Annotated in this window: 11 protein-coding genes; 4 read left to right on the top strand and 7 right to left on the bottom strand. The window is 34.2% G+C overall.

Annotation, left to right across the window (positions count from 1 at the left end; all coding sequences use genetic code 11):
- Positions 1-72: 72 nt before the first annotated feature.
- Positions 73-1,560: a sodium/proline symporter PutP gene (gene putP, locus CRO00_RS14125; RefSeq protein WP_097074311.1), complete on the bottom strand. Its 1,488-nt coding sequence runs from the start codon at positions 1,558-1,560 to the stop codon at positions 73-75.
- A 254-nt stretch (positions 1,561-1,814) separates the two neighbouring features.
- On the opposite strand from putP, the gene CRO00_RS14120 reads away from it, so the two are divergent.
- From CRO00_RS14120 to CRO00_RS14105, 4 genes are all read left to right on the top strand, one after another.
- Positions 1,815-2,975, top strand: coding sequence for a class I SAM-dependent methyltransferase (locus CRO00_RS14120; RefSeq protein WP_097074310.1), 1,161 nt, complete (start codon positions 1,815-1,817; stop codon positions 2,973-2,975).
- Positions 2,976-3,217: 242 nt separating this feature from the next.
- Positions 3,218-3,838, top strand: a complete 621-nt coding sequence (locus tag CRO00_RS14115) for a DUF47 domain-containing protein (protein WP_097074309.1) — start codon at positions 3,218-3,220, stop codon at positions 3,836-3,838.
- Positions 3,839-3,856: 18 nt separating this feature from the next.
- Positions 3,857-4,873 (top strand): inorganic phosphate transporter, encoded by a 1,017-nt coding sequence (locus CRO00_RS14110; protein WP_097074308.1) that lies wholly within the window; start codon positions 3,857-3,859, stop codon positions 4,871-4,873.
- Between the two features lie 101 nt (positions 4,874-4,974).
- Positions 4,975-7,089, top strand: a complete 2,115-nt coding sequence (locus tag CRO00_RS14105) for an MMPL family transporter (protein ID WP_097074307.1) — start codon at positions 4,975-4,977, stop codon at positions 7,087-7,089.
- Positions 7,090-7,150: 61 nt separating this feature from the next.
- Here the strand turns inward: CRO00_RS14105 and CRO00_RS20200 are convergent, their stop codons facing one another.
- From CRO00_RS20200 to CRO00_RS14080, 6 genes are all read right to left on the bottom strand, one after another.
- Positions 7,151-7,309, bottom strand: coding sequence for a hypothetical protein (locus CRO00_RS20200; protein WP_161946700.1), 159 nt, complete (start codon positions 7,307-7,309; stop codon positions 7,151-7,153).
- 13 nt (positions 7,310-7,322) lie between these two features.
- Positions 7,323-7,781, bottom strand: a complete 459-nt coding sequence (locus tag CRO00_RS14100; RefSeq protein WP_097074306.1) for a hypothetical protein — start codon at positions 7,779-7,781, stop codon at positions 7,323-7,325.
- A gap of 330 nt (positions 7,782-8,111) precedes the next feature.
- Positions 8,112-9,191 carry an AI-2E family transporter gene (locus tag CRO00_RS14095; RefSeq protein ID WP_097074305.1) on the bottom strand — a complete coding sequence of 360 codons (1,080 nt, stop codon included), beginning with the start codon at positions 9,189-9,191 and terminating at the stop codon, positions 8,112-8,114.
- A gap of 142 nt (positions 9,192-9,333) precedes the next feature.
- Entirely contained in the window at positions 9,334-11,031 is a 1,698-nt protein-coding gene (locus tag CRO00_RS14090) for a M3 family oligoendopeptidase (protein WP_097074372.1), read from the bottom strand.
- Positions 11,032-11,189: 158 nt separating this feature from the next.
- The gene (locus CRO00_RS14085) at positions 11,190-12,926 is read right to left on the bottom strand and encodes a methyl-accepting chemotaxis protein (protein WP_237658430.1); all 1,737 of its coding nucleotides are present in this window, start codon (positions 12,924-12,926) and stop codon (positions 11,190-11,192) included.
- 503 nt (positions 12,927-13,429) lie between these two features.
- Positions 13,430-14,149, bottom strand: coding sequence for a YebC/PmpR family DNA-binding transcriptional regulator (locus CRO00_RS14080; RefSeq protein ID WP_097074304.1), 720 nt, complete (start codon positions 14,147-14,149; stop codon positions 13,430-13,432).
- Positions 14,150-14,255 lie beyond the last annotated feature (106 nt).

The raw sequence follows: 14,255 nt of genomic DNA, 5'->3' as shown, positions 1-14,255 counted from the left end.
CATATATTATATCCTCACAAACAAAAATAAAGACCCTTAAAACAAAATGCTTTAAGAGTCTCAGGTGTATATTTATTTCGATTCTGATTTTAGAAGACTTAATGTTTCATTAAATTCTTCTTCAATTTCTTTATTCGGTTTAAATGTAATTAAACTTACAACTACAGTGATCACTAGGTTAATTAAGAAACCTGGAACAATTTCATATAACATTCCTGATAATGCTTCACTTTGTCCCCAAACGAAGGCAACAACTGCACCTGCTAACATACCAGCTAGTGCACCTACATTTGTTAACTTTCTCCAGTACAAAGCAAGTAAAATTGTAGGACCAAATGCAGCACCAAAACCTGCCCAAGCAAATCCAACTAAATCTAGAATTGAACTATCTGGGTTCCAACCTAAAATTGCTGCGATAACGGCAACAACTAAAACAGCAATACGACCAGCAAATACATAATGTTTATCTGACGCATCTTTTTTAAATAATGCTTTATACATATCTTCAATTAACGCAGATGAAGTAACGATTAATTGTGAAGAGATTGTACTCATTACAGCTGCTAAAATTGCTGCTAACATAATTCCCGCAATAAACGGATGGAATAAAATTTGTCCCATAACGATGAAGATTGTTTCTGGGTCTTCAATTGTTTTACCTGTTTGTTGGAAATATGCAAGACCAACTAATGCTGTACCCATTGCACCAATTAAACTTAAAATCATCCAACCAATACCAATACGACGAGCTTGCTTTGTTTCTTGAACAGATTTAATCGCCATAAAACGAACAATAATATGAGGTTGTCCAAAGTACCCTAGACCCCAAGCAACAGATGATACAACACCAGCAACAGTTGCCGTTGAAGCAAATAAACTAAAATGTTCTGGGCTTACTGCTTTAATAGAATCAATTGTTTCCCCAATACCACCAGTAAAGAAGATACCAATTGCCGGTACTAATACTAAAGCTAAGAACATGATTAAACCTTGTAAAAAGTCTGTGTAACTAACAGCTAAGAATCCACCAAATAATGTATAACCTACTGTTACAATTGCTACAACTAATAAACCAGTGTGATAATCAAAACCAAATGAACTCTCGAAGAATTTACCACCTGATACCATTCCTGAAGATACATAGAAAGTAAAGAATACTAAAATTACGATTCCAGAAAGAATACGAATTAATTTTGTATTATCTCTTAGACGGTTATCTAAGAAACTTGGAATTGTGATTGAGTTCTTTGAAACTTGTGTATATACACGTAAGCGCGGTGCAACAAGTAACCAGTTAAGCCATGCTCCTACTGTTAATCCAATTGCAATCCATGCTTCAACTAACCCTGCTGCATAAATAGCACCAGGTAGTCCCATTAGTAACCAACCGGACATATCTGCAGCACCAGCACTTAATGCTGTAACAGCTGGCCCTAAATCACGACCACCTAACATGTAATCATTTAGGTTTGTTGTTCTTTTATAGGCATACCAACCAATAACTATCATAGCTACCATATAAATTACGATCGCTAAAAGCTGAAATCCGTAATCTGACATTTTTGCATCCCCCTTGATGTAAGCGTTCTATTTTGGATGAAATAGTGTTTAAAGTAGAAGTTTTTGTAACACTATATCATTTGATTATAATTTATCACATTTTCGTCACAAAGTATTCTAGTATTTTTTAGAAATTATTTTCTTTTTAGTTATACTAATTCAAATTGTCTAATAATTCAAGCACTCATGTTGCTACCACAATTTTTTTCCGATATGTTAAACTTATGCCAATAAGTATAAAAAGGCGGTTTACAATGGAATACGAGAAAATGAAAGAAGAGTTTATAAACCGAGTAATATCTAAGCAGCTAGTTTCTGCTACAGTTAGTCAACCAAGGCAAAAAACGAATGAACTTAAAAGAATAAAATTAAAACCCATTGAGCTTAAAGGTATGTACCATATACAAATTGAGTATCAATATGAAAGAATCCTAAAACACAAAAACATTATATTAGAGGAATTTTCAGATAATTTCGAAATAATATTACAGAGCTTCCGTCAGATTCACGCTCAATTTGTAAATGAGACGATTCAAGTTCAATTGTCAAAGAAAAACAAAGTTCTTTGGAAGGTAGAAGAGTCTAATTCTATAAAGCCAGTTAATTTATCACACAACCGTAAGAAACAGTATTTATTAGATGATGCCACTCCCTACCCATTCCTTATTCGTCTTGGCGTTCAAACAGAGGATGGAAAAGTCAGAAAACAAAAATATGATAAATTCAAGCAGATAAATCGATTTGTTGAATTTATTGACGATTCGTTATCACACTTACCGAAAGATCGCCAAATTCGAATATTAGATTTCGGTTCAGGTAAGTCTTATTTAACTTTTGCATTATATCATTATTTAAAAGTGGAAAAAGGATTGGATATTAAAGTAACTGGGTTAGACCTTAAAAAAGAAGTAATAGAGGAATGTAATCGAATTGCACAGGATTTACATTACGACCAATTAGAATTTTTAGTTGGAGATATTAATGATTACAATGATGAAGCCGCTGTCGATATGGTCGTTACTTTACATGCTTGTGATGTAGCAACTGACATGGCATTAGCACGAGCAGTAAAATGGGGTGCCAAAGTCATTTTAAGTGTCCCTTGTTGTCAACATGAATTAAATAGACAATTAAATTCTCCAGCACTTGAAATCATGACGCAACACGGTCTTATAAAAGAGCGTTTCGCATCTCTTGCAACTGATGCCATTCGTGCAGAAATACTATCATTAGTTGGTTATGATACGCAGATTTTGGAGTTTATTGATATTGAACATACACCAAAAAATATTTTAATCCGAGCTTATTACACAGGCAAGCAACCTTCTATTGAACAACGAAGAAAATATGATACCTTTGTACATTTTCTATCAGCCAATCCATTTCTACAAAATGAACTTAAAGAACACTTATAATTACAGCCAAAGTATTTCACATAATTTTCACCCATTAGGCAAGTATATTAATTAGGGAAAATCCCTTTTTAATAACTTGCTTTTTTATTTCGAGTAGCAAAAATTGTCGAAATAAATATTACAGCATTGTAAATTTTGTATAAATCAATGCACTTTATGTATAGATTTTTTTAATATTTTGTTATGATTGTTTAGGTTTTATTTAACAATAAAATTATTCGGATATCAGGGGGCACTACCATATGTTTAGTTCAAAAAAACCAGATCCATTTTTCTTATCTTTGCATAAGATTGCAGAAAATATGAGAGAAGCTGTACATTTTGCAAGGGATTACCGGATCGAATCGATTGCTGATCTAAAAGAACTGAGTATAAAAATGAAGAATTACGAAACTGATGGAGATAAATTAATTCATGAATTAATCGTCATGTTGAACAAATCATTCATGACACCGATTGAACGTGAGGATATTTTAGCTTTAGCAAATAAAATGGATGATGTATTAGACGGTGCTGAACATTGTTTCGCTCACTTTGAGATGTTCTCGTTCATTGATATAGATGAATCAATGAATAAATTCTTAGATTTCATTTCAAAAAGTGCTGACGAAATCGTTTCTGCGACAGACCTTTTAAATAAGAAAGACTTAATTGCAATGCGTAAACACATCATCCTTATTAAAGATTATGAACGCGAATGTGATGAAATTTCTCGTTCATCCATTAAACAATTATTCCTAAAAGAAAAAGATCCAATTCGTTTAATTAAAATGAGAGACATTTACGATCAATTAGAAGAAATTGCTGATTCATGTCAGGACGTAGCCAATACTTTAGAAACAATTATTATGCGTAACGCTTAGAATCAGGAGATTTTATAAATGGATACTATATTAATTATTACAATATTAGTCGTAATTTTTGCTTTAGGATTCGACTTTATCAACGGTTTCCATGATACAGCAAACGCTATCGCTACGTCCGTTTCAACACGGGCCTTACCACCACGCGTTGCTGTAATGTTAGCCGCTATAATGAACTTCGTTGGTGCTATTACATTTGTTGGGGTAGCGAAAGCTATTGCTAAGGATATTGTTGATCCCTTCTCATTAAATGCAACAGCTGATGACACAACGGGCTCTGTCGTTATTTTAGCTGCATTAATTTCTGCGATTACTTGGAACTTACTTACTTGGTATTTTGGGATTCCGTCAAGTTCATCCCATACATTAATCGGTTCCATTGCTGGTGCAGCAATTGCAGCAGCTGGATTTAACATACTAAACTATAGTGGTTTTTCAAGCATTCTTATTGGTTTAGTTGCATCGCCGTTTATTGCATTTGCTGTCGGATATATTTTCATGTCTGTCTTTAAAGTCGTATTTAAAAATCTAAATCTGTATAGGACGAATAAAGGATTTAGAACTTTACAAATCTTCACAGCTGCTATTCAATCCTTTACACATGGTACTAACGATGCCCAAAAAGCAATGGGGATTATTACAATGGCATTAATTGCTGCTGGATTACAAACTACAGATGAAGTACAAGAATGGGTTCGAATCGCCTGTGCCCTTGCAATGGGTCTTGGTACTTCTGTTGGTGGATATAAAATCATTAAAACTGTTGGCGGTAAAATTATGAAAATCCGTCCAGTTAACGGTGCTGCTGCTGACTTAGCTTCTGCTTCTGTAATTTTCGGTGCAACCATTATTCATTTACCGGTTTCTACTACTCATGTTATTTCTTCAGCAATTATGGGGGTTGGTTCTGCCCAACGTGTGAAAGGTGTCAAATGGGGCGTTGCACGTAAAATTGTCGTAACTTGGTTAATTACAATGCCTATTTCTGCTATAATGGCAGCTATTATTTACTTTATATTAAATATTTTCTTTTAAACAATAATGCTAAACGATTCCTTTCGTTTGGCATTTTTATTTATGGCAGTAATGACGTAATATATTTGTGTAAGAACAATTTAAAGAAAGGCGGTCTATAGGTGCTAAAATTCTCACAGCTCGTAACAAAACACGTAAAATTTATTATTACCATTTGGGTAATATTATTTGTTACACTTGCTTTTTTTGCAATCCAATTACCTCAAAAACTTGAAGGTGATGGTTTCTCAGTAGACGGTGACCATAATAAGGTAATGATTGAACTGTCAAAAACTTTTGACCTTCCTGAGAAATCAATTATCGTTTTATTTGAAAAGAAATCAAATACTGAAATTGAAGAAATACTTTCTAATTTGAAAGAAGTAAAAGAAATTCATAGTGTAACCTCTCCTATAGAGAACAATCAATTACATAAAGACGACTATTCATATGCAATATTAAATTTTGGAAAAGAAGTGGATGACTATAACTCCATCGTTGAAAAAATTAGGGAAATTCTTGTAGATGAAAAAGGTGTTTCGATTACTGGGGAACCTGTCATTTCGAAGGATATAAACGTTGCCAGCCAAAAGGATTTAGCAAGCGCTGAAGCTATCGGACTACCTATTGCAATTATTGTCCTTTTGCTTGCCTTTGGGACAATTATGGCATCATTATTACCAATTATTATAGGCGCAGTAAGTGTCGTTACGGCACTTGGGACACTTACATTATTAGGAAGTTCCTTTAACCTATCTATTTTCATTTTAAATATCGTTCCAATGTTAGGTTTAGCACTTAGTATCGATTTTGCTCTATTATTTATTAACCGTTATCGAGAAGAACGAACTCATTCTTCCATTGAAGATTCTGTCCGCGTAACCATTCAAACAGCTGGACGCTCAATTATCTTTTCTGCTGTTTGCGTAATGATTGGGTTAGGTGCAATGGCTGTAATTCAAGTTGAAATCTTTCAAAATATTGCCTTAGGTGGGACAATTGCTGTTTTCCTAGCTGTATTATCCGGCATCACGTTACTGCCTTCCCTACTTATTGTTTTAGGAGATCGCTTAAATAAAGGTAGAATATTACGGGTAAAACCGGTCGCTACCTATTGGAGAACTTTTGCCGGCTTTGTCATGAAACACCCCGTTTCAATTATTATCGTGTCACTCGTAATTCTTGGAGTTGGGATGGTTCCTTTAAGAGATATGGAATTAAATATCCCATCAGCTGACTCTCTTCCAACTTCTTATGAATCAAGACAGGCTTATGATCAGTTACAAGAAACCTTTGATTATGGAAAGGATGCTTCAGTAATACTCCTTGCTGAGAGAAAAGAAGGTTGGGAAGATGAAGAAGCCCTTCAGCAAATTTTTGATATTCAACAAAAACTACTAGAAGACCCACTAGTCACAAAAGTGGAAAATATTTTTACAACAGCTGGAGTAGAATCTGTTGAAATGTGGCAAATCGCACAACAAAACCCTCAAACTGCTGAAATGTTAAAAACCGTAAAGGAAAACTTCATTCAAGATAACCAAATGTTTTTAACCCTTACATTAGATGCGGAAAGTACCTCTACTGAAGCACAAGATTGGGTGCGTGAATGGAAGGATAAAGATCTTGGTGTAGACTTTGCTCTTGCAGGGCACCCAAAATTCAATCAAGAAATATTTGATGAAATTTCAAATAAAATTTTCATTGCTGTAGCAATTATTCTTGTGACAACCTTTATTATTTTAATGATTGCTTTCCGCTCTTTACTAATTCCGTTAAAAGCAATTCTAATGAATATCATTGGTTTAGGATCTGCATTTGGGATATTGGTTTATTTATTCCAGTATGGTCATTTAGGGTTAGATGAAAGTACCATCGCATTGATAATACCTGTAATTGTCTTTTGTTTAGTATTTGGATTAAGTATGGATTATGAAGTATTTTTAATATCCCGCATTCAAGAGGAGTATCAAAAGGGTGTAAGTAATACAAAAGCTACGGTAGATGGTCTTGTATCAACAAGTAAAATCATTACTTCAGCAGCTCTCATAATGATTGTAATAACAGGTGCATTTGCCTTCACTGATGTGTTACCAGTAAAACAGATAGGTGTTGGAATCGCCATTGCTGTTGCAATAGACGCTACAATTATTCGATTAATGCTTGTACCGAGCTTGATGAAATTACTAGGGGATTGGAACTGGTGGATACCATTCATTAAAAACAAACGCCAATAATTAAAAAAATCGTCCTTACTTAAATAGTAATGGACGATTTTTTATTCAAACAAAGCTCATTTTATCGTTCAGCGTTTTCGTTTACCTGTACCTCGAAGGACATTTCACCTGGGTTTTTCGGTTCGTATGTTCTAAAGAAAACTTGCATAGCTATCGTAACTAGTATAGCAGCTAATATGATTGCTCCTAATAAATAGAGTGCTGCTTTTTTTCCGTTCATTTCATTTTTCCCCTTATTTTTTTGGCTTAAAACCTTCTTCTCGTAAATATTCTACCGCAGCCTCACGAGTTCCAAAAGTCTCTTCTAAATTATTTTGGAAATAGATATCCCAGTTTCGTTGTTCATGAACTAAGTTTAAAATAGTTCCTCTTTCTGAAATCCACTCTTCCTCAATAAAAACGTCTACTTCTTCTGATAAATAATCGATTGCGTCCCGAATAATTGCTTTTAGTTGATTTTCATCAAAGTCGCGAATATTTACTAATCCCTTATCATTTGCCAACTTCTCATATTTTAGTAAATCTCCAATATACACAAACCCATTTCCATTTGGGTGGAGCTTTTCTACAACGATTGTTTTTTCATATAAACTGTCTTCAAAATGATAGTTGACGCGTTTTAAAGAAATTTCTTTTTTCGTTAATTCCGGAAACGATTCGATGATGGCTTGTTTTTGTTCAAATGTAAGCATTACATGAACTCCTTTTTAATTCAATTAACTATAATTTACACTAAAAATAAAAACAGTACACCTATTTGGTAGAAGCCACTGAAAAACTAAATACCGATAAAAATTTATAGTAATTATTTGCTTCTCAATAGAAGGTGGGATTCACTTCGCTTTCCACGGGCTTGGCTTCAGCCTCCTCGTCGCAAGCTCCTGCGGGGTCTTCAGCTCAAGCTGTTCCCGTAGGAGTCTTCGTGAATCCCACTTCCTAAAAGATCTGAGCGTATTTTTATTATAAAAATTTATTAAAATCGACTTTTTCAGTGCCCTATATTTGGTATACTGCTTGTTTCATTAAACAGATTTTGTTGCTGCTTCTTTTATTTTTTTACGTTCTTCATAAATGTTTTTCACAACTGCTTTGATTACTGCATAAGTAGGAATTGCGATAATAATGGCTATAAAACCACCTATATTTCCTGCTGCGAGTACAATTGTAATGACGGTAAGCGGGTGAACATCTAAAGTTTTTCCCATAATATTCGGCGTTATTAAGTTACTCTCTAGCTGTTGTGCTACAAGTGTAATTACCCCTACCCATACAACTAAAATCGGATCTTGAATAAGTGCAACTACCACTGCAGGAGCTAGTGAAATCCATGGACCAATAAAAGGAATCATATTCATAAAGAATGCAAAAATCGCAAGCAATAATGAATATTCTAGTCCAATGATTATATAGCCAATAAACATCATTGCTGCAAGGATTAAACTAATTAACACTTGTCCTTGAACGTAATTTCTTAATACGTCATCAATATCAGCTAATGTTTCTTTAACCCATGTACGTCGCTCACCTGAAAATATTTTATAAATGTTAGGGGCAAACTTTTCATGATCCTTTAACATGTATATAAAGAAGAATGGTACTAAAATTAATGTAAATGTAGCTGAAACCGTTCCACTAACAAAAGTGACAATATACTTACTACCCGTCATTGCAATATTTTGGATTGAGTTCGAAACAGAATCAACAAACGTTTCCACTTGCGGAGGTAGTTTATCTTTATTTTCCAAAACAATATCAGCAGTATCCATTATTTTATCCCCAATGTATGGAGCATTTTTCACTAAATTATTAACTTGATGACTTATCGGATTGCCAATCATTAAGAGAATGCCTGTTACAATCCCCGCTAATAATAATACAATTGTTAATATACTAGCCCATCTTGGTGCACCTTTTTTCTCCATAAATCGCTGTAATGGCTCAGAAATATAGTATAAAACCCCACCAAGCAATAACGGGATAAAAATAGTTTTAATAATGATAATGATTGGATTAAAAATATCATGTATCTCAATAACGTATTTTACAATTAATAAAGTAATTAAGATTCCTATGCCGACTTGGAACCATACTTTTTTAGTCATCTTTCTTCACTCCCTTCCATATTGTCCCATAAATAATCCATTCCTATTCAACCATTATAAAACTATTTACGGTATATACTAGAAAAAGTGTCGAAATCTTTTAAAAAACCTCTCGAAAAAATTTTTTCCGAGAGGTTAAACTTCATAATTTTGTATCATCTACTGAATATAAATAATCTTGGATAACATCAATAACCGATTCAACGCAGCCCTCTTCAAATGGTGAAATTAAACCCGCTTCCTTCACCAGCTTTGTAAAGGACATGGAACCACCCAATCCACAAAGATATAGATAATCCTCCCAAGTAGATTTAAAGTCTTCTCTCGAGCGTTTCCAAAATTGGAAGGCACACACTTGGGCTAATGTATAGTCAATATAATAGAATGGGCTAGAATAGATATGACCTTGACGTTGCCAAAATCCTCCCTCTTCTAAATATGAATATCCTCCATAATCTCTGTGAGGTAAATATTTTTCTTCAATCTGTTTCCACGCTTGCTTACGTTGAGATGGTGTCATGGCTGGATTTTCGTAAATAACGTGTTGGAATTCATCTACTGTCACCCCATACGGCAAGAACAATAGCGCACTACTCAAATGGGCAAACTTATATTTTTCTGTTTCTTCTTTAAAGAATAACTCCATCCATGGCCATGTGAAAAATTCCATACTCATCGAATGGATTTCGCAAGACTCATATGTTGGCCATATATACTCTGGAATACCGATATTCCGACTACGATAAACCTGGAATGCATGCCCTGCTTCATGAGTTAATACATCGATATCACCAGATGTCCCATTAAAGTTTGAGAAAATAAAAGGGGATCCGTAATTATCTATGAACGTACAATAGCCTCCACTTTCTTTTCCCCTTTTCGCTTCTAAATCCATTAGTTGTCGTTCAATCATGAAATTAAAAAACTCGCCCGTTTCTTTAGATAATTCTTCGTACATCTTTTTGCCATTATGAATGATCCAATCAGGTTCGCCTTTTGGTAATGCATTTCCTGTTAAAAAATTTAAGCCTTCATCATAAAATTTAAAGTCACTAACGCCTATACGTCTAGCTTGGCGCTCATATAATTTTGTTGCTACTGGAACAATGAACTTTTGTACTTTATGTCGAAATGATGAAACCATTTCCGCATCGTAGTCAATTCGGTTCATATTAATGTAACCAAGCTCAACGTAGTTTTTATAACCTAATGTTGTAGCGATTTTATGGCGTAATTGAACTAACTGATCAAATATTATGTCAAATTGTTCTTCATGTTCTTTAAAGAAATTGAAACGAGCTTCTACTGCTTCTTTACGTATTTGACGGTCCGTGGATTCTGCATATGGGGTAAGTTGTGCAAGCGTTAACGTTTTGCCATCAAATTCAATTTGTGCTGAAGCTACGAGTTTATTATATTCAGAGATTAATTTATTCTCTTTTTGCATGAGTTCAATGATTGCAGGTGAAAACGCCTTAATTTGATTTTCTGCTAATGCAAAAAGCTGAGTCCCCCATTTTTCTTCAAGTTGTTTGCGTAGCGGTGATTTAACAAGCTCCTGATAATATTCAAAAACAAGCTCTTCAACTTGGGGGGTAATTTCATCAAGAAAATCTCGTTCATTTTGGTAAAATTCATCGTTTGTATCAATAGATGCACGAATATAGACTAGATTTGATTGTGTTGAAAAATCATTGCGATATTCATTTATTTCTTCAATTAGTTTATTTTGAGCCTCAATTGTATCTGCCTTTTTAAACTGATTAATCAATGCTCTAACCTGCTGTTGCATGTCATTGAAGTTTGGTCTTTTATACTCATAATCTTTAAAAGTAACCATACTCTGTGCACCTTCCTTTAACATTTTATACATCCATTATGACTATTCTGACAATTGAATACAAGTATAGAAAAAGCTCAAGAGGACAAGTTGCCTCTTGAGCTTTTCTTGATTTTAGCTACGCTTGATTAAGCCTACGTTAGCCACCTTTTGCTTTTCTACTTCACTCTAAATTGTTGGATTGAATCTTGAAGTGCTGATAATTCTTCTGTGAGATCGTTCGATGATTCAGTCACAAGTTGAATTGCTTTTTGTTGTTCTTCTACAGATGCCGTTACTTCCTCAGCTGTTGCAGCATTGCGTTCACTAATTTCAGCAATATTTTCAATTGCACGTGTCATAATATTTTTAGACTCATTTAATACGTTGACACCCATCGTAACATCTTCAATTGTTTTAACGATATTTTCGACAGCTGCTTCAATTTCCTTAAAGGAGCTTTCAGTTTCAGTTACCGATTTGTTTTGGTCTTGAACAATTGAATATGTTTTAGACATCTCATTTGTTACAATATCAGTTTCACTTACTATGCCGCGTAACGTATTACGAACAAGATCTGTTGCCACACTAGTCTGGTCTGCTAGTTTTCGAACTTCTTCTGCAACGACAGCAAAACCTTTTCCATGCTCTCCTGCTCTAGCCGCCTCAATGGATGCATTTAGTGCGAGCAGGTTCGTTTGATCTGAAATTTCATTGATCGTACCAACAATTCCTTCGATTTCTCTAACTTTTAAGATTAGACTTTCAATTACTGTTTGCACTTTCGTAATTAATTCATAAGTTTCATTGGAACGAGTTTTTAGAACAGTTAAATTTTCTAATCCTTGGTCATTTGAGCATCTCATTATTTTCGATGATTCCAACATCGATTGATTTTTCTCATGTAACATTTCAATTTCCTGAGCTAATGCAATTGTTGTACGATTGGTCTCTTCTGAATCAGATGCTTGTTGTGATGCGCCCCTTGCTACCTCGGAAACAGCTTTTACGATATCTTCGCCATAAGCAGTCGTTTCTTCCGCAACAGCTGAAAGATTAGAAGATGTACTTTGAATTTCAACGATTGTCGATTCAACACCTGAGATTACATCTTTAAGCTGCTGTACCATATGATTAAATCCATTATTCAATAAACCAACTTCATCTGTACGTTGTAATTCTTCAATTTCGACAGTTAAATTACCCTTAGCGACTTCATTAACTCTATTAGATAATTTCATTAATGGAACAGCAAAATGTTTAGAGAACATAATTGTAGTGATTGCTCCAATAATTAACGCAACAATCATTGTAAGTATAATTGCAAACAATAAATCGTTAGCTGGGGCATTAAAATCTTGGTTATATGTACCTGAAGCAACAATCCAATTCCAATTTGGATCAAGTTTAGAATAGATTAGTTTAGGAGCTACAACCGATTGACCTGGAAGCTCGAATTCATAATATGTAAACCCACCGCCTTCTAAAGCTCTTTCCTTCACTTCACGGATAAAATACTGTCCAGAGCTGTCTTGGTCATTCCAAAGATTATCCCCTTCTCTTGTAGGATGGCCAAGCAGTGTTCCATCTTCACCCAAAATATAAATATATCCATTTTCACCTAAGTTTCCTGGATACGTAATATCACGTTTGCCTTCATCATTCATTTTTCCGATTAATGCTGTTTTCACTTGTTCCTGCGCTTCTTCTAATTCAAGCGTACCATTTTCAACCTCTTGATTAACAGATTCAATCAGTTGTAAGGCAGATTCAACACTATTTTTTATTACTTGTTCCCCTAATTCATCCATACTATTTTTTGCTTCGTAATAACTTACTGCTCCAATAATTAACGTTGGAATCAATAATAATAGGAAGGAATAAGCAAATAATTTCCCCTGTATTGAACGCTTCAACTATATCACCCCTCTAAATATAGTATTTTCCACTATTATTATTACATATTTTCGAAATTAAACAATGCTAAAATAGTTGCTTTTAAAATAAATTTCTGTTTGTAACCGTTTTCTCTCTAATAAATAAACAACGGATATTTATTTATTTAGGAAAATTGTACTTAGTTTAAGTATGTTAACTAGCAGAAATTATTCTATAAAATTCTATACGATGATATTAACCGTTACTTGTAAGCTCTAGCAAGAAATATATTTATATATTAGTTATATGTAATTCGTTTTGAAGACTTAGATCTGAGGAGTAGTATTATGGAATAAATGTATTCCGCAAACCTATGAATACAAGAATTAGAGAAAGAATCTCCAAAAATTGTATTCATCACACTTATGAAGACAAAAATTCAAAAAAATCACAAAAAGGTTGATTTCAATTCCCTACATTACTTCAAAGGAAAAAATTAATACTAAAAAACCAGTAGCAAATTCGCTACTGGCATAGATCATTATTCTCCTAAATCTGCGTTATGATATACACGTTGAACATCGTCTAGGTCTTCAAGTGCATCAATCATTTTCTCAAATTTTGCTATATCCTCAGCAGATAACGATACTTCTGTTTGAGGTAGCATCGTTAGTTCTGCAACTGTAAATTCCTCAACACCTGCTTGTTTAAAAGCTTCTTGAGCTGCGTGGAATTGATCTGGTTCTGCATAGACAATTGTTACATCATCTTCTTCAAAAACATCACGAGCGTCTACATCTGCTTCTAGTAAGATTTCAAGCACATCATCTGCAGATTTACCTTCAATACCAAATACAGCTGTAGAATCAAACATATACGTTACTGAACCACTAACACCCATGTTTCCGCCGTTTTTACCAAAAGCAGCACGAACGTCAGAAGCAGTACGGTTTACGTTATTTGTAAGAGCATCAACAATAACCATTGTGCCTCCTACACCGAAACCTTCATAACGTAACTCATCGTAATCTTCGCCGCCAGCACCTTTAGCTTTATCAATCGCTTTATCAATGATGTGTTTTGGTACATTGTATGTTTTGGCACGTTCTAAAACTGCTTTTAATGCTGTGTTCGATTCTGGATCTGGTTCACCTTTTTTAGCAGCAACATAAATTTCAGTACCAAATTTCGCATATATACGACTGGTATTTTTATCTTTTTCTGCTTTTTTATCTTTAATGTTATTCCATTTACGACCCATCAGATTTCACTCTCTTCCAATATATAATTTAGGGTATTGAATAAACTATCCTATTAAGTAAATGAGACTGTAATATTATACACCAATCTGTGAACAAATAAAAAGT

It is taken from the genome of Ureibacillus xyleni (genome assembly GCF_900217795.1).
GTDB classification, from domain to species: domain Bacteria; phylum Bacillota; class Bacilli; order Bacillales_A; family Planococcaceae; genus Ureibacillus; species Ureibacillus xyleni.
This window is presented reverse-complemented; position numbering and strand designations above follow the sequence as displayed.

Coding starts and splice junctions, on each gene's coding strand:
- CRO00_RS14120 (WP_097074310.1), top strand. CDS start 1,815: ATGGAATACGAGAAAATGAAAGAAGAGTTTATAAACCGAGTAATATCT.
- CRO00_RS14100 (WP_097074306.1), bottom strand. CDS start 7,781: ATGCTTACATTTGAACAAAAACAAGCCATCATCGAATCGTTTCCGGAA.
- CRO00_RS14090 (WP_097074372.1), bottom strand. CDS start 11,031: ATGGTTACTTTTAAAGATTATGAGTATAAAAGACCAAACTTCAATGAC.
- CRO00_RS20200 (WP_161946700.1), bottom strand. CDS start 7,309: ATGAACGGAAAAAAAGCAGCACTCTATTTATTAGGAGCAATCATATTA.
- CRO00_RS14110 (WP_097074308.1), top strand. CDS start 3,857: ATGGATACTATATTAATTATTACAATATTAGTCGTAATTTTTGCTTTA.
- CRO00_RS14115 (WP_097074309.1), top strand. CDS start 3,218: ATGTTTAGTTCAAAAAAACCAGATCCATTTTTCTTATCTTTGCATAAG.
- putP (WP_097074311.1), bottom strand. CDS start 1,560: ATGTCAGATTACGGATTTCAGCTTTTAGCGATCGTAATTTATATGGTA.
- CRO00_RS14080 (WP_097074304.1), bottom strand. CDS start 14,149: ATGGGTCGTAAATGGAATAACATTAAAGATAAAAAAGCAGAAAAAGAT.
- CRO00_RS14095 (WP_097074305.1), bottom strand. CDS start 9,191: ATGACTAAAAAAGTATGGTTCCAAGTCGGCATAGGAATCTTAATTACT.